The 16267-nt window shown below is 71.4% G+C and carries 10 protein-coding genes; 5 read left to right on the forward strand and 5 right to left on the reverse strand.

The window, feature by feature from the left end; all coding sequences use genetic code 11:
* Positions 1 to 195: 195 nt before the first annotated feature.
* Together ACZ6TD_RS30690 and ACZ6TD_RS30695 are read left to right on the forward strand one after the other, a co-directional pair.
* On the forward strand, positions 196 to 1170 hold the full coding sequence (locus ACZ6TD_RS30690) for an acyl-ACP desaturase (protein ID WP_471343343.1): 975 nt from the start codon (positions 196 to 198) through the stop codon (positions 1168 to 1170).
* Positions 1171 to 1221: 51 nt separating this feature from the next.
* Positions 1222 to 2976: an SEL1-like repeat protein gene (locus ACZ6TD_RS30695; RefSeq protein WP_471343344.1), complete on the forward strand. Its 1755-nt coding sequence runs from the start codon at positions 1222 to 1224 to the stop codon at positions 2974 to 2976.
* Here the strand turns inward: ACZ6TD_RS30695 and pepN (ACZ6TD_RS30700) are convergent.
* Both pepN (ACZ6TD_RS30700) and ACZ6TD_RS30705 read right to left on the reverse strand, forming a co-directional pair.
* Complete coding sequence (gene pepN / locus ACZ6TD_RS30700; protein ID WP_471343346.1) at positions 2934 to 5825, reverse strand: aminopeptidase N; 2892 nt, start codon at positions 5823 to 5825, stop codon at positions 2934 to 2936. The two genes, ACZ6TD_RS30695 and pepN (ACZ6TD_RS30700), sit on opposite strands and share 43 nt — an antisense overlap.
* Positions 5826 to 5965: 140 nt before the next feature.
* Complete coding sequence (locus tag ACZ6TD_RS30705) at positions 5966 to 6991, reverse strand: aspartate-semialdehyde dehydrogenase (RefSeq protein WP_471343347.1); 1026 nt, start codon at positions 6989 to 6991, stop codon at positions 5966 to 5968.
* A gap of 337 nt (positions 6992 to 7328) precedes the next feature.
* Between ACZ6TD_RS30705 and ACZ6TD_RS30710 the strand changes: the two genes are divergently transcribed.
* On the forward strand, positions 7329 to 9071 hold the full coding sequence (locus tag ACZ6TD_RS30710) for a TIGR03767 family metallophosphoesterase (protein ID WP_471343349.1): 1743 nt from the start codon (positions 7329 to 7331) through the stop codon (positions 9069 to 9071).
* A 29-nt stretch (positions 9072 to 9100) separates the two neighbouring features.
* Here the strand turns inward: ACZ6TD_RS30710 and ACZ6TD_RS30715 are convergent, their stop codons facing one another.
* Positions 9101 to 10126 carry a hypothetical protein gene (locus ACZ6TD_RS30715; protein ID WP_471343350.1) on the reverse strand — a complete coding sequence of 342 codons (1026 nt, stop codon included), beginning with the start codon at positions 10124 to 10126 and terminating at the stop codon, positions 9101 to 9103.
* 167 nt (positions 10127 to 10293) lie between these two features.
* Positions 10294 to 12939: an aminopeptidase N gene (gene pepN / locus ACZ6TD_RS30720; protein WP_471343352.1), complete on the reverse strand. Its 2646-nt coding sequence runs from the start codon at positions 12937 to 12939 to the stop codon at positions 10294 to 10296.
* A 170-nt stretch (positions 12940 to 13109) separates the two neighbouring features.
* On the opposite strand from pepN (ACZ6TD_RS30720), the gene ACZ6TD_RS30725 reads away from it, so the two are divergent.
* Entirely contained in the window at positions 13110 to 13745 is a 636-nt protein-coding gene (locus tag ACZ6TD_RS30725) for a mycothiol-dependent nitroreductase Rv2466c family protein (protein WP_470005764.1), read from the forward strand.
* A gap of 107 nt (positions 13746 to 13852) precedes the next feature.
* Here ACZ6TD_RS30725 and ACZ6TD_RS30730 read toward each other — a convergent pair whose 3' ends face one another.
* Positions 13853 to 14446: a biotin transporter BioY gene (locus tag ACZ6TD_RS30730; protein ID WP_191063433.1), complete on the reverse strand. Its 594-nt coding sequence runs from the start codon at positions 14444 to 14446 to the stop codon at positions 13853 to 13855.
* 252 nt (positions 14447 to 14698) lie between these two features.
* Here ACZ6TD_RS30730 and ACZ6TD_RS30735 point away from each other — a divergent pair, with 252 nt between their 5' ends.
* Entirely contained in the window at positions 14699 to 16117 is a 1419-nt protein-coding gene (locus ACZ6TD_RS30735; RefSeq protein WP_471343353.1) for an amino acid permease, read from the forward strand.
* Positions 16118 to 16267 lie beyond the last annotated feature (150 nt).

The following is a 16267-nucleotide window of genomic DNA, read 5'->3' on the forward strand; positions in this document are numbered from 1 at the left end:
GTCCCGGCCACGCCCCGGCCGCGCCCCGCCCAGTCGTCCCGTGTCGGCCCGGATCGCCAAGTGGAAGCGCGTCACGCCGAGTTCACCGTGTGCCATCCACCGGCCCTGGCCTGTTTATTTTCGCTTTAACCTACGGTGTCGTAACCTACGGGCCCGTAGGTATAGCCCGTCGCCCCCGTCCCCTGGAGCCCCTCCGTGACACTTGCCCCCTCCCACCGCCACGGTCAGGCCGTCTGGAGCGACACCCAGCTCCTGTACGCACTCGAAGAGGTCGTCGAGACCGAGCTCAACCGGCATCTGAAGGTCGCCAAGGAGTGGATGCCGCACGAGTACGTCCCCTGGAGCGACGGCCGGAACTTCGACGGGATCATGGGCGGTGAGGCATGGGCGCCCGACCAGTCCAAGGTCAGCGAGGTCGGCCGGATAGCTCTTGTGGTCAACCTCCTCACCGAGGACAACCTCCCCAGCTACCACCACGAGATCGCGACCCTCTTCGGCCGGGACGGCGCCTGGGGCACCTGGGTGCACCGCTGGACGGCGGAGGAGGGGCGCCACGGCATCGTGATGCGCGACTACCTGCTGACCAGCCGCGCCGTCGACCCGGTGCAGCTGGAGCGGTTCCGCATGGAGCACATGGCCGAGGGCTTCGAGTCGGACAACCAGCACAGCATGCTGCACACCGTGGCGTATGTCGCCTTCCAGGAGCTGGCCACCCGCATCTCGCACCGCAACACCGGCCATCACTCCGGCGACCCGGTCTGCGACCGCATGCTGGCCCGCATCGCCACCGATGAGAACCTGCACATGATCTTCTATCGGAACCTGCTCGCGAAGGCGTTCGAGCTGGCCCCCGACCAGACCATGTGCGCCGTACGCGATGTGGTGGTCAACTTCCGCATGCCGGGCCACGGGATGCCCGGCTTCGAGCGCGCCGCCGCCCAGATCGCCATCGGCGGCATCTACAACCTGCGCATCCACCACGACGACGTCCTCCAGCCCGTGCTGCGCTTCCTGAAGGTCCTGGAGATCGGCGGGCTCGGCCCGGAGGGGCTCAAGGCGCAGGAGGAACTGGGGCTCTACATGGGCGGATTGGACGATCAGGCCACCAAGTTCGACGAGCGGCGCCAGGCGCTGCTGGCCCGACGCAGGGCCCGTGCCGAACGGTCGTGATCACTCTGGCACCATCGGGTGATGGTCGAACATTCATCGCAAGATGCGGCGGTGGATCCGGAAGCCGAAGCGGCCCGGCTGCGGGCCGCGGCGGCGGCCGGGAAGCCGGGCGCGTACCGGGCCTACGCCGAACTCCTCACCGCCCGGGGCCGCTTGGACGAGGCCCTGCCGTGGTGGGCCAGGGCCGCCGACGCCGGGGACGCGGACGCCTCGCGCACGCTCGCGATCTGCCATAAGGACCGCGGCGAGTTCGCCGAGGCCGAGCGGTGGTACCGCACGGCCGCCGATCGCGACGGCGGCTGTGCGTTCGGTCTGGCCCGGCTGCTGCAGGAGGCCGGTGACGCGGCCGGCGCCGAGCGGTGGTACGAGCACGGGGCGACGCTCGGCAGCGTCGAGTGCAAGACCAACGGCGCCGTGCTGCTGGCCGCCCGCGGCGCATGGGACACCGCCCTGGAGCGGCTGGCCGAGGCGTCCGCCGAGGGCGACGACGTCGCCGCGCACAGCCGCCGGGCCATCCAGACCATGCTGAGGGACCTGGACGGCTGGCGCGCGGCCCTCGCCCGGGCGGAGGCCGAGGGCGACCCCGAGGAGGCGTACGAGGCGCTGCGCGAGCTGCTCGACCCGGAGCGCAAGGCGATGTTCGAGCGCTACCCCCGGATGGTCGCGGAGGCCGAGGCGCTGTACGCCGGGGCGGCCGCGGTCGGCAGCGCCAAGGCGCTGGTGGACCAGGCCCTCTTCATCGCCCGCGACGACGGCCGCTGGGCCGAGGCCCGCGCCCTCGTCGAGCGCGCCCATGAGCGGGGCTACGACGGCGCGGCGTACGTCCTCGGCGTCTGGGCGGAGGAGAACGGCGAGCTCCGCACCGCCGAGGAGTGGTACCGCACGGCCGACGCGGCGGACGGCGGCCACATGTGGGCCTGCTTCAACCTCGGGGTGCTGTGCGTGCGGCAGCGGCGGCTGGAGGAGGCGGAGCGGTGGCTGCGGGCCACGGGGGTCGACGGTGTCGGCGGTGTCGACGAGGGGGATGATCCGAACCCGTTCGACGAGGGCGAAGAGCGGATCGTCGCGGCGCTTCGGGACATCGCCGCGATCCGCGCCGACCCCGAGCGGATGCCGCCCGCCGAGTGGGAGGAGCGGCTGCCCGGGCTGCGGGCCCGCGCCGAGGAGGGCGGCCCGGACGCCTGGTTCGCGTACGCCGACGCGCTCGACCGGCTTTACCGGCTCCCGGAGGCCGCCGAGTGGTACCGCAAGGCGGGCACCCCGCGCGCCCTGCTCGCCCTCGGGCGGATGCTGTACGAAGGGGGCGGGGCCAAGGGGCTGCGGATGGTGCCGTACTACGAGCCCGCGGCGGCGGAGGGTGATGCCGGTGCGGCGTATGACATCGGCCGGATCTACGACGAGGTCGGGGACCGGCGTGCCGCCCAGATCTGGTTCCGCCGGGCGGCCGACCTGGGGCATGGGCGCGCCGCGTGGTGGCTGGGCTGGACGTCTGAGGAGCGCGGCGGGGATCCGCAGCACGCCGAGCGGTGGTATGTGCGCGCCGCGCGCAGCGGTCTTGTTCCGCCCGCGTTTCTCGCGGGGCGGAGCATGGTGCGGCGGGGGGCGTGCGCGGAGGCGGAGCCGTTGTTGAGGGTGGCGTGTGAGGGGGAGCATGAGGAGGCGCCGTACTGGCTGGCGCGGGCCCTGCGGGGGCTGGGGCGCACGGAAGAGGCGGAGCGATGGCTTGGCGTGGCCGCCGAGACCTATCCAGACCTCCTCCGCCACTACGGCGAAATGGCCCGCCTAGCGATACGAGACCCTGGGTAGCCGGTTTGTGGGCATTCGTTCCGCCAGGGGGCACCTCCCAGCGGTAGCTGGGGGAGGAACGGGTGGGCACAAACAGGCCACCGGCCGGTACCCGGCAACGAAACCCCGGCCAGGGACGGGCCGACCCGGTGCGGCCCAGCCCGGTACGGGCTGAGCCATCGCCCCCGGGTGCACCCCGGTGGGTGGGTTGTGCCCACCCGTCCCGCCAGGGGGCACCTCCCAGCGGTAGCTGGGGGAGGGACGAATGCCCACAACCAGGGACAGGTTGCCCCGCAACCAAGGTCCGCGGCGGCGTCCGCGGCCTGCGCGCGGAGGGCGCGTTCGATGCCCGCCCGCGACTCCGTCACCAGACGCCGCAGCGCGGCCGTCGGCTCGGCAGACGCGAGCCACGCGTCCGTGGCGTCCAAGGTCTCCGGCGAGACCTGCAGCGCCGGGTACAGGCCCACCACGATCTGCTGCGCCATCTCATGGCTGCGGCTGTTCCAGATGTCCTTCGCCACCGCGAAGTACTTCTCCGCGTACGGCGCCAGCAGCTCCCGCTGATCGGTCTGGATGAAGCCCCCGATCACCGCCTCCTGCACCGCGTTCGGCAGCTTGTCGCTCTCCACGACCGAGGCCCAGGCATCCGCCTTGGCCTGCGGCGTCGGCCGCGCGGCCCGCGCCGTCGCCGCGTGCCGCTCGCCCGCGGAGGTCTTGTCGCGCTCCAGCTCCGCCGCGATGGCGGCCTCGTCCGCCCGACCCGTGGCGGCGAGCCGCTCCAGCAGCGCCCAGCGCAGCTCGGTGTCGATGGTCAGGCCCTCGATCGTCTCGGTGCCCTCGAGCAGCCCGGAGACCAGGTCGAGCTGGGCGTCGGTGCGGGCGGTCGTGGTGAAGGCCCGCGCCCAGGCCAGCTGGTGGTCGCTGCCCGGCGCCGCCGCCCGCAGGTGGTCCAGCGTGGCCTCGGTCCACTGGGCCAGCCCCGTCTCGCGCCAGTCCGGGGCGGCGTACAGGTCCAGGGCCAGCTTCACCTGGCGGTGCAGCGACTGGACGACGCCGATGTCCGATTCCTTGGCGATGCCCGAGAGCACCAGCGCCAGATAGTCGCGGGTGGCCAGTTCGCCGTCGCGGACCATGTCCCAGGCCGAGGCCCAGGACAGCGCGCGCGGCAGCGACTCCTCGAAGTCGCCGAGGTGCTCGGTGACCACGGCCAGCGAGTCCGGGTCCAGCCGTACCTTCGCGTAGGTGAGGTCGTCGTCGTTGAGCAGGATCACCGCAGACCGCTTCGTGCCGGTCAGCTGCGGCACCTCGGTCAGCTCGCCGTCCACGTCCAGCTCGACGCGCTCGGAGCGGATCAGCTTGCCGGTCGGGTTCAGGTCGTAGAGCCCGATGGCGATGCGGTGCGGCCGCAGGGTTGGCTCGCCCTTGGCGCCCTGCGGAAGCGCCGGGGCCTCCTGCCGCACCGCGAAGGAGGTCACCGTGCCGCTCGCGTCCGTCTCGATCTCCGGCCGCAGCACATTGATGCCCGCCGTCTCCAGCCACTGCTTCGACCAGGTCTTCAGATCGCGCCCGCTGGTCTCCTCCAGCGCGCCGAGCAGGTCCGACAGCCGGGTGTTCTTGTAGGCGTGGCGCTTGAAGTACGCCTGGACGCCACGGAAGAACTCGTCCATCCCGACGTACGCGACGAGCTGCTTGAGCACCGAGGCGCCCTTGGCGTACGTGATCCCGTCGAAGTTGACCAGGACGTCGTCCAGGTCGTTGATCTCGGCCATGATCGGATGAGTGGACGGCAGCTGGTCCTGCCGGTAGGCCCACGTCTTCATGGAGTTGGCGAAGGTGGTCCACGAGTGCGGCCACCTGCTGCCCGGCGCGTGGGCCTGGCAGGCGATCGACGTGTAGGTGGCGAACGACTCGTTCAGCCACAGGTCGTTCCACCACTCCATGGTGACCAGGTCGCCGAACCACATATGGGCCAGCTCGTGGAGGATGGTCTCGGCGCGCGTCTCGTACGCCGCGTCCGTCACCTTGGAACGGAAGACGTACTGGTCGCGGATGGTCACCGCGCCCGCGTTCTCCATCGCGCCCGCGTTGAACTCCGGCACGAAGAGCTGGTCGTACTTGGCGAACGGGTACGCGTAGTCGAACTTCTCCTCGAACCACGCGAAGCCCTGCCGCGTCACCTCGAAGATCGCGTCCGAGTCGAGGTACTCCGCGAGCGAGGGACGGCAGTAGATGCCCAGCGGCACCGAGCGGCCGTCCTTCTCGTAGGAGCTGTGCACGCTGTGGTACGGGCCGACGATCAGCGCGGTGATGTATGTGGAGATGCGCGGGGTCGGCTCGAACCGCCAGACGTTGTCCTTCGGCTCCGGCGTCGGCGAGTTCGAGATCACCGTCCAGCCCTCGGGCGCCGTCACGGTGAACTGGAACGTGCCCTTCAGGTCGGGCTGCTCGAAGTTGGCGAACACCCGGCGGGCATCGGGCACCTCGAACTGGGTGTAGAGGTACGCCTGCTGGTCGACCGGGTCGACAAAGCGATGCAGCCCCTCACCGGTGTTGGTGTAGGCGCAGTCCGCGATGACCCGCAGCTCGTTGCGCCCGGCCAGCAGCCCCGGCAGGGCGATCCGCGAGTCCTTGAAGACCTCGTTCGGGTCGAGCGCGTCGCCGTTCAGCACCACCTCGTGCACCGTGGGCGCCACCAGGTCGATGAACGACTCCGCGCCCGACTCGGCGGCGTCGAAGCGCACGGTGGTCACGGAGCGGTAGGTACCGCCCTCCTGGGCGCCGCTCAGGTCCAGTTCGATCTCGTACGCGTCCACCGTGAGGAGGCGCGCCCGCTGCTGCGCTTCCTCCCTTGTGAGGTTGGTGCCAGGCACGTCGGCTAACTCCCGTTCGTCATGTGCGGTACGCCATGCGTCAGGCGGATGGCCATCCTCGCACGTCGGACCGGGGACTGAGGGGAGACAAAGAGGGGAGCGGCCGCCGGGCCGCTCCCCTCTGAGCCGAGACGCGGGCGTCAGGTCAGGTCGGCCGCCACCAGCTCGGCGATCTGCACCGCGTTCAGCGCCGCGCCCTTGCGCAGGTTGTCGTTGGACAGGAACAGCGCGAGACCGTGCTCGACCGTCTCGTCCACCCGGATCCGGCCCACGTAGCTGGGGTCCTGACCCGCGGCCTGGAGCGGGGTCGGGATCTCCGAGAGCGCCACGCCCGGGGCCGCGCCCAGCAGCTCATAGGCGCGCTCCACGCTGATCGGACGCTCGAAGCGGGCGTTCACCTGGAGGGAGTGGCCGGTGAAGACCGGGACCCGGACACAGGTGCCGGACACCTTCAGCTCCGGGATCTCCAGGATCTTGCGGCTCTCGTTGCGGAGCTTCTGCTCCTCGTCGGTCTCGAACCGGCCGTCGTCGACGATCTTCCCGGCCATCGGGAGCACATTGAACGCGATCGGGCGGGCGTACACCCCGGGCTCGGGGAAGTCCACCGCCGCGCCGTCGTGGGTCAGCTCGGCCGCGCGGTCGGCGGCCTTGCGGATCTGGCCGTCGAGCTCGGCCACGCCGGACAGCCCGGAGCCGGAGACGGCCTGGTAGGTGGTGGCCACCAGGGCGGTGAGCCCGGCCTCGGCGTGCAGCGGGCGCAGCACCGGCATGGCGGCCATGGTGGTGCAGTTCGGGTTGGCGATGATGCCCTTGGGGCGGTCCACCGCGGCGTGCGGGTTGACCTCGGCGACCACCAACGGCACCTGGGGGTCCATCCGCCAGGCCGAGGAGTTGTCGATCACGACCGGGCCCTGGGCGGCGACCTTCTCGGCCAGCGCCTTGGAGGTGGCGCCGCCGGCGGAGAACAGGACGATGTCCAGACCGGAGTAGTCGGCCGTGGCGGCGTCCTCGACGGTGATCTCGGTGCCGCGCCACGGGAGCGTACGGCCGGCCGAGCGGGCGGAGGCGAACAGCCGCAGCTGCTCGGCCGGGAAGTCACGCTCGGCGAGCACCCTGCGCATCACTCCGCCGACCTGGCCGGTCGCTCCGACGATTCCGATCCTCATATCAGCCCTTTTCCTTGGTTGTGCCTGTTCGAGGCGCCTACCCTCCTGGCAAGTGTCTCAGGCGGGCCCGTTGCCGTCCCGTGATGTATCCCACGGCGGGGGCGGTTCCCCGATATGGCGGGGCCGGTTCCCAGATCTGATGAACGCCGAGTGAGCGGAAGAATTCCTGTTCACAAGGGCGCGATGACCGTTTGCTACCGCCAAGATCCACGTGTGGAGATCGGCGACCCGCGTTGCCGTCTCGTTCACTCCCAGGCCATCCCCGATGCCAACGATCCGAGGTGAGGACAGCCCCGCTGTCCGCCCGTCACCGCGTGTCCACTCGGGGAGATCGCGCATGTCCCGCATACGGTCCGTACGGTCCGCCGCTGCTGCCGTCGCCACCCTCGACCGGCGCACCTTCCTCGCCGCCGCCACCGCCACCGGTGCCACGGCCGGTCTGGGGATCGCCTTCGGTCCCGGCAGCGGCTCGGCCGGTGCCTCGCAGCCCGCCACCGCGCACGCCGCGGGCCGCCGGGTGGTGCAGGCCCCGGCGGCGCCCTCGACGGCCGGTACGACGCTGGAGACGTTCTCGGCCGCACACGGCGCCACCGGCTACCGGCGGCTCGCCGACGGCCCCGCCTGGGCCCGCGAGGTCCGCACCGAGATCACCGGCGCCAAGGGCGGCCGCGAGGACCGGCGCACCGCGCTCGCCTCGTTCGTCCAGCTCACGGATCTGCATCTGACCGACGTCCAGCACCCGATGCGCTATGAGTTCCTGCGCTCGGGGCGCGCCGGGGCCTGGCGGCCGCACGAGGCGCTGACCATCGCCGGGGTCGCCTCGCTCATCGAGCGGATCAACGGGCTGAGCGGCGGACCGGCCACCGGGGCGCCGCTGTCGTTCGTCATGACCACCGGCGACAACACCGACAACAACGCCAAGATCGAGCTGGACTGGTTCCTGACCGCCATGAACGGCGGCCGGATCACCCCCAACACCGGCGATCCGCGCCGCTACGAGGGCGTCCAGAACAGCGGGCTCAAGGAGTTCTGGCATCCCGAGGAGGCGCTGCGCGACGCCGACAAGAAGGCCGGCTTCCCGCGCATCGACGGCTTCCTCGAGGCCGTGCTGCGCACCGTCCACAGCCCCGGGCTGCGGCTGCCGTGGTACTCCACCATCGGCAACCACGACGATCTGGCGGGCGGTGTCTACTCCCTCGGCCACGACTACTACACGGACTTCGCCACCGGAAAGCGCAAGCTGGAGATCATCCCGGCGGCCGACGCGGAGCGGCTCTTCAAGGGCACGCGCGTCGGGGACGACCCCAAGGGCGTCCAGATGAAGGCGCTGCTGGAGGCGCACGCCAAGGACATGCGCACGGTCACCCCCGACGAGCGCCGCGCGCCCTTCACCCGGACCGAGTACCTGGCCGCGCACCTCGACCCGGCCGCCACCGGCTCCGGTCCGGTCGGCCACGGCTACACCAAGGCCAACCTCGAGCAGGGCACGCTCTACTACTCGTTCCGGATCTCCGAGAACATGATCGGCGTCAGCCTGGACACCACCGACCCGGGCGGCCACTACACCGGTTCGCTCGGCACCGCCCAACTGCGCTGGCTGGAGCGGACGCTGAAGGCCCACAAGGACGACTACGTGATCGTCTTCAGCCACCACTACAGCCGCAGCCTGGACAACATGAACCACGACCCGGGCCGCCCGGGCGAGGCCCGCCACGGCGGGGACGAGGTCGTCGCCCTCTTCCAGCGCCACCCCAAGGTGCTGGCCTGGATCAACGGCCACAGCCACAAGAACGAGATCACCCCGCGCGGCACCTTCTGGGAGATCACCACCGCGTCGCACGTGGACTTCCCCCAGCTTGCCCGGGTGTTCGAGGTCGTGGACAACCACGACGGCACGATCTCCCTGTTCACCACGCTCATCGAGTCGGCCGCGCCGCACCGCACGGACTTCTCGGACCTGTCCCAGACCGGGCTCGCGGCCCTCTACCGCGAGCTGTCCTTCAACGCGCCCGGCGCCAGCCAGAAGCTGGCCGGCGACGCGACGGACCGCAACACCGAGCTGCTGCTGCGCAAGCCCTGACCCCTCCCCGCCGCGAAGCCCCGGGGACCTCAGCGGGGCAGGACCACCACATAGGAGGCCAGGTCGCGGTCGGCGGCGGCGATCAGGGCGGTACGGACCACCGCGGCCTGCTCCTCCGGTGACTCCCGCAGCTTCTTCGGGGTCACGCGTACGACCGTGATCCCGAGCCGCTCCAGGTGCTCGCGCTTGCGGCCGAAACCGCCGCGCCAGACCTCCTCGTCCTGGCGCGGCGCCCGGGCGTCGATCTCCACCGCCACCGCCTGCTCACGCCAGTAGGCGTCCACCCCGCCGAGGGCGGGCCCGCCGGGCAGCCGCAGCTCCACGTTCCACAGCGGCTCGGGCAGATGGTGGCCGCGCACCATGTCGTACAGCCGCCCCTCGGCGATCGCCCGGCCCTCGGCGAGCAGCGCGTCCACGGCGTCCACGACATGCGGCCGGGACAGCAGCCGGGCCGAGTTCAGCTCGGCGACGACGGCCGCGGCCTCGCAGTGGCCGTGGCGCACGGACTCGGTGAGCAGTCTGCGGACCAGTACGGGGTCGGTGAGCCGGGCGACGGCGTCGGCGAGGGCGCGGGCCACCGGGGCGGTGGGCACGCCCGCGAGGTACTGGGGGGCGGGCAGGGTGCCGGCCCGGACGAAGCGGACGAAGCCGGTGGCGCGCAGCCGCCGGGTGCGCGGCACCAGGACGTCGATGTGGTCGAGGGAGGCCAGCGGGGGAGCGGAGGAGAAGTGGCGCAGGGCGAGCGCCGCCGGCCCGGTGATCATCGCCTCGCCGTACGGCTCGCCGCCCCCCGGCGCCGCGCCGTCGGCCCCCTGGCCACGGCTCGCGGTGTACAGCAGCGCGGCCAGCAGCCGCTCCTCGCTGGTCGCGGGGCCCGGGTGGAGCAGATGGACGCCCGGCAGGATCTGCTGCCAGGGCCCGCCGGCCCGGCAGCGCTCGGCGGCGACGGACGCGGTCACACCGTGCTCGCTCAACTGGCGTGTGGTCAGGACCCGGCGCTGGACGTCCGAGAGGTGGTGGAGGGGGCGGGGGGACAGCGGCGTGTTGTGGCTCATGCCCTCGCCATTCCCGCGCCCGCTCCACCGGCTAACCGCTGTTACACAGTCGTCGACAAAAGCGGACAACACCGCACTAAAGTACGGCAGTTCGAATGCCGAAAGAGCTCCCCTCTTCTCCCGAAGGAGCTCCCGCTTCGGTCGAACGTTTGCGTCAGGCGGCCGCGTCAGGCCGCCGCCCGCGCGTCGCACTCCTGGCCGCGCAGGGCGCGGGCGAGGTCGTCGCGGGCCTCCAGGACCAGTCGGCGCAGCGCGGGGGCCGCGTCCGGGTGCCCGTCCAGCCAGGCGTCGGCCGCCTCCAGGGTGGGAGTGTCGCCCTGGGCGGCCGGGAACAGCCCGCGTACGATCGCCATCCCGATCTCGATCGACCGCTCCTGCCAGACGCGCTCGATCACCTCGAAGTAGCGCGGTGCGTACGGCGCCAGCAGATCCCGCTGGCCCGGCTGGTCGAAACCGGAGATGGTGGCCTCCACCAGGGCGTTGGAGAGCCGGTCGGACTCCACCACCGCGTCCCACGCCTCTGCCTTGACCGCGGCGGAGGGCCGGGCGGCCAGGCACCGCACCTGGTGGCGCTTGCCGGAGGCGGTGTCGTCGCGGGCCAGCTCGGCGGCGATCAGCGCCTCGTCCGCCTGGCCGCTCGAGGCCAGCGCCGCCAGGAACGTCCAGCGCAGCTCCTGGTCCACATCCAGCCCGTCGACCCGGGCCGTGCCGTCCAGCAGCCCGCGCAGCAGCCGCAGCTCGGCGTCGGCGACGGCCACCTGTGCGAAGAACCGCGCCCAGGCCAGTTGGTGCCCGCTGCCCGGCTCGGCCAGCCGCAGCTCGCGCAGCGCGCCCTCGGCCAGCCGCGTGGCGGCCTCCTCGCGCGCGTCCGGCGCCGAGTAGTCGTGCAGGGCGGACAGCGCCCACGCCTGGACCATCTGGAGCACCCCGATGTCGCTCTCGGCCCCGGCGAACCGCCGCACCAGCTCCAGGTAGTCGCGGGCGGGCAGCAGCGCGTCGCGAGTGAGGTTCCACAGCGCGGACCAGCTCAGCGCGCGGGCGAGGGGATCGGTCAGCTCGCCGAGGTGCTCGCGCAGGGTGTCCAGCGAGCCCTCGTCGAAGCGGATCTTGCAGTAGGTGAGGTCGTCGTCGTTGACCAGGATCAGATCGGGCCGGGAGGCGCCGGTCAGCTCGGGGATCACCGTACGGGGGCCGTCGACGTCCACCTCGGCGCGGGCGTAGCGCACCAGCGCCCCGGGGCGCTCCCCGGCCGGGGCCTCCTTGCGGTACAGCCCCACGGCCACCCGGTGCGGCCGCAGCGTCCCGCGCGGCGGAGCCGCACCATCGGAACCAGCGCTGTCGGCGGCCTCCTGGACCACCGCCAGCTCGGTGATGTGCCCCTCGGCGTCATAGGTGGCCCGCGGGGTCAGCGCGTTCACCCCCGCGGTCTCCAGCCAGGCGCGCGACCAGGTGGCCATGTCCCGCCCCGAGGTCTCGCCGAGCACCGACAGCAGGTCCGACAGCCGGGTGTTGCCGTACGCGTGCCGCTTGAAGTAGCGCCGCGCGCCCTCCAGGAAGGCGTCCTGCCCGACGTAGGCCACAAGCTGCTTGAGCACGGACGCGCCCTTGGCGTAGGTGATCCCGTCGAAGTTGAGCTTGGCGTCCTCCAGGTCACGGATGTCGGCCGTGATCGGATGGGTGGACGGCAGTTGGTCGGCGCGGTACGCCCATGCCTTGCGGCGGTTGGCGAAGGTGATCCAGCCGTCGGTGAAGCGGGTCGCCCCGACCAGCGAGAAGGCCCCCATGAAGTCGGCGAACGACTCCTTGAGCCACAGGTCGTCCCACCACTCCATGGTCACCAGGTCGCCGAACCACATGTGCGCCATCTCGTGCAGGATGACGTTCGCCCGGCCCTCGTACGACGCCTGGGTGACCTTGCCGCGGAAGATGAACTCCTCCCGGAAGGTCACACACCCCGGGTTCTCCATCGCGCCGAGGTTGTACTCCGGCACGAACGCCTGGTCGTACTTGCCGAACGGGTACGGATAGTCGAAGTGGTCGTGGAAGAAGTCCAGGCCCTGCTTGGTGATGGTGAAGATGTCATCCGCGTCGAAGTGCTTGGCCAGCCCCTTGCGGCACAGCGCGCCCAGCGGGATCTCCAGCGCCGAGCCGTCCGGCAGGGTGCGGCGGTAGAGGTCGCTCTCGTAGTGGTACGGACCGGCGACCACGGCCGTGATGTACGTCGAGATGGGCTGGGTGGTCACGAAGTGGCTGGTCACGGCGCCATCGTCGGCACCGGACGGCTCCACCCGGTCCACCGCCCCGTTGCTCAGCACCGTCCAGCCCTCCGGGGCGGTCACCGAGAAGGTGAACGGGGCCTTGAGGTCCGGCTGTTCGAAGCCCGCGAAGACCCGGCGGGCGTCGGCCGGCTCGTACTGGGTGTAGAGGTAGACCTCGCCGTCCTCCGGGTCCACGAAGCGGTGCAGCCCCTCGCCGGTCCGGCTGTACGCGCACTGCGCGTCCACCACCAGCTCGTTCTCCGCGGCGAGGCCCTCCAGCGCGATCCGGGAGCCGTCGAAGACCGCCGCCGGGTCCAGCTCCCGCCCGTTGAGCCGCACCGAGGTCACCGAGGGCGCCAGCAGATCGGCGAAGGTCGCCGCGCCCGGCTCGGCGCAGCGGAAGCGGATCGTCGTCGTGGAGCGGAAGGTACGTGGCCCGGACCCGGTGTGCTCACCGACCGCGGACCGCAGATCGAGCGCCACCTCGTAACGCTCGACGGCCAGCAGCTTCGCCCGCTCACGGGCCTCGTCACGGGTCAGGTTCTCACCGGGCACGACGCGGCTCCCTCGCCAATGTCTCGCATCTCGGATATCGGACAGCGGGAATCATGTCACGGGGCACCGACACGCGGCATCGGGGAATGAGCCCCCTCCCGCCCGCGTTGCCTGAAGGAGCCAGCTCTTTATTCGTTTGCGATATCTACGCGCCCGCTCGAGGAGAAACCGTGACCGAGACTGCCAAGACGCCCGCTGATTTCTGGTTCGATCCGCTGTGTCCCTGGGCCTGGATGACCTCGCGCTGGATGCTCGAGGTGGAGAAGGTGCGCCCGGTCGAGGTGCGTTGGCACGTCATGAGCCTCGCCGTGCTCAACGAGCCCAAGCTGGATGAGCTGCCCGAGGAGTACCGCGAGCTGCTGAAGACCGCCTGGGGCCCGGTCCGGGTCTGCATCGCCGCCGAGCAGAAGCACGGCAGCGAGGTCCTCGGCCCCCTCTACACCGCGCTCGGCACCCGCTTCCACAACCAGGGCCTGGAGAAGAACCGCGAGACGATCGTGGCCGCCCTCGAGGAGGCCGGTCTCCCCGCCGAACTCGCCGACTTCGCCGACTCCGACGCGTACGACACCGAGCTGCGCGCCTCCCACAAGGAGGGCATCGACCTGGTCGGCCAGGACGTGGGCACCCCCGTCATCGCCGTCCCGGGCCCGGACGGCGAGCAGATCGCCTTCTTCGGCCCGGTGGTCACCCCGGCCCCCAAGGGCGAGGACGCCGCCAAGCTCTGGGACGGCACCCTGATGGTCGCCTCGATCCCCGGCTTCTACGAGATCAAGCGGACCCGCACGGTCGGCCCGATCTTCGACTGACGGACGACCCACCCCGCTGCGCCGCCGCCACGGCAGGGCCCCCGCGCGAGTCGACCGCGCGGGGGCCCTTTTCCGTCTTCCGTCGGCTTCTCTCGGCTTCCGTCGGCTCAGCCGCGGCGGCCCACTAGCTTCCAGGCGGCCGGGAGCGCGCCCATCGCCAGGGCGGCCTTCAGGGCGTCGCCGATCAGGAAGGGGGTGAGCCCGGCCGCGATCGCCTCGCCGAGGGAGATGTGGGTGGCCAGCGCGAGGTACGGGACGCCCACGGCGTAGGTGACCGCCGAGCCGACCGCCATGGTGCCCGCGGTGCGCAGCACCCCGCGGTCGCCGCCGCGCCGGGCCAGCGCGCCCACCACGGTGGCCGCCAGCAGCATGCCCAGCACATAGCCGAACGACGGCATGGCGGCGCCGGAGCTGCCCTCGGCGAACCACGGCACGCCCGCCATCCCGACCAGGGTGTACAGCGCCAGCGACAGGAAGCCGCGCCGGGCGCCCAGCGAGGTGCCCACCAGCAGGGCGGCGAAGGTCTGGCCGGTCACCGGCACCGGCGAGCCGGGGACGGGCACCGAGATCTGGGCCGCGAGGCCGGTGAGCACGGCGCCCCCGATGACCAGCGCGGTGTCACGGGCCAGGACGCGCCGGGCGGGAAAGACCGCGTCCGCGAGGACCGTACCGGGTGTGGCGGCGGCAGAAACAGTGCTCATCAGCGATGCTCCCAGGTCAGAGGGTGAATACCGCGACGCTAACCCAACGCGCGGCCTCGGACACCGTCGGATGGCCACAAAGCCGGACGCATCGGCTTGGCGGCTTCTGGCAGAGATCCCTGATACGGAGCGTGACGCAAGTGTCCGATATCCAGAAAAGATTGTCCGCGATGTTGTCCCCATAGGACACGCCCTTCACACTAGGGGCGTTTTGCATCCGCCACCGGCGCTCGTAAGGGACAGAGAAGAAGAATGAACCGGACATCCGCGTCCTCGGCGCCATCCGGCGCCGAGGCGACCGGCACGGGCGCGACCGCCACGCCGCCGCTCTCCCACGGCCTCAAGCAGCGCCATCTGTCGATGATCGCACTCGGTGGCGTGATCGGGGCGGGGCTGTTCGTCGGCTCCGGCGCCGGAATCGCCGCCGCCGGTCCGTCGATCGTGGTCGCCTACGCGCTGTCCGGGCTGCTGGTGATGCTCGTGATGCGGATGCTCGGCGAGATGTCGGCGGCCAACCCGGCCTCCGGCTCGTTCTCCGTGCACGCCGAGCGGGCGATCGGGCCCTGGGCCGGGTTCACGGTGGGCTGGATGTTCTGGATCCTGCTGTGCGTGGGCATCGCCGCCGAGGCGATCGGCGCGGCCGGGATCATGGTCCAGTGGTTCCCGGGCAGCGAATCCTGGATGTGGGTCGCCCTCTTCATGGCGATGTTCTGCGGCACGAACCTCGCGGCGGTCAGCAACTTCGGCGAGTTCGAGTTCTGGTTCGCCGCGCTGAAGATCGCCGCGATCGCGATCTTCCTCGTCCTCGGCGTACTCGCGATCCTCGGCGTCCTGCCCGGTACCGACGCCCCGGGCGGCTCCCACCTCAGCGGTGACGGCGGCTTCCTGCCCAACGGGGTGAACGGCCTGGTCGTCGGCCTGCTGGCCTCCGTCTTCGCGTACGGCGGCCTGGAGACGGTGACGATCGCGGCGGCCGAGTCCGAGAACCCGGTCAAGAGCGTCGCGGGCGCGGTGCGCACCGCGATGTGGCGCATCGCCCTCTTCTACGTCGGCTCGATGCTGGTCGTGGTCACGCTCATCCCGTGGAACGACAAGTCCGTGGTCGAGAAGGGCCCGTACGTGGCCGTGCTCAACCACCTCGACATCCCCGCGGCCGGCGACATCATGAACGTGATCGTGCTGATCGCGCTGCTCTCCGCGATGAACGCCAACATCTACGGCGCCTCCCGGATGTCCTACTCCCTGGTCACCCGCGGCGAGGGCCCCGCCTTCCTGGGCCGGGTCACCGGCGGTGTGCCCCGCCTCACCGTCCTCGCCTCCTCCTTCTTCGGCTTCGTCGCGGTGCTGCTCAGCTACTGGTGGCCGGACACCATCTTCAAGTGGCTGCTCAACATGGTCGGCGCCGCGGTGCTGGTGGTCTGGGGCTTCATCGCCGCAGCCCAGCTCCGGATGCGCAGCCGCCTGCAGCGCGAGGCCCCGGAGAAGCTCGTCGTGAAGATGTGGCTCTTCCCGTACCTGACCTGGGTGGCCCTGGCCGCCACGGTCGGGGTCCTGCTGCTGATGCTGCGCGAGGCCGACACCCGCAGCCAGCTGTACGCCACGGCCGTCATGGCGATCGCCCTCGCCATCATCGGCTTCGTACGGCAGCGGATGGCGGCGGCGCGGAGCTGAGCCCACACCATCCCGCGCGTGGAGGCGGGGCGGGTCCTCGAGAGGAGGACCCGCCCCGCCTCCGTCTTTGGGCCCGAGCCTCCTTTGGGCCCGGGCCTCCGGTTCCGACTGGCGGGAATCGCTCTTGCTGCTAGCGTGTACTTGCAAGTT

Source organism: Streptomyces yongxingensis (assembly GCF_055597465.1).

What these genes read in the sequence shown, in the direction of transcription:
- ACZ6TD_RS30705 (WP_471343347.1), bottom strand. Translation starts at nt 6,991, where the DNA reads ATGAGGATCGGAATCGTCGGAGCGACCGGCCAGGTCGGCGGAGTGATG.
- ACZ6TD_RS30710 (WP_471343349.1), top strand. Translation starts at nt 7,329, where the DNA reads ATGTCCCGCATACGGTCCGTACGGTCCGCCGCTGCTGCCGTCGCCACC.
- ACZ6TD_RS30715 (WP_471343350.1), bottom strand. Translation starts at nt 10,126, where the DNA reads ATGAGCCACAACACGCCGCTGTCCCCCCGCCCCCTCCACCACCTCTCG.
- ACZ6TD_RS30730 (WP_191063433.1), bottom strand. Translation starts at nt 14,446, where the DNA reads ATGAGCACTGTTTCTGCCGCCGCCACACCCGGTACGGTCCTCGCGGAC.
- ACZ6TD_RS30735 (WP_471343353.1), top strand. Translation starts at nt 14,699, where the DNA reads ATGAACCGGACATCCGCGTCCTCGGCGCCATCCGGCGCCGAGGCGACC.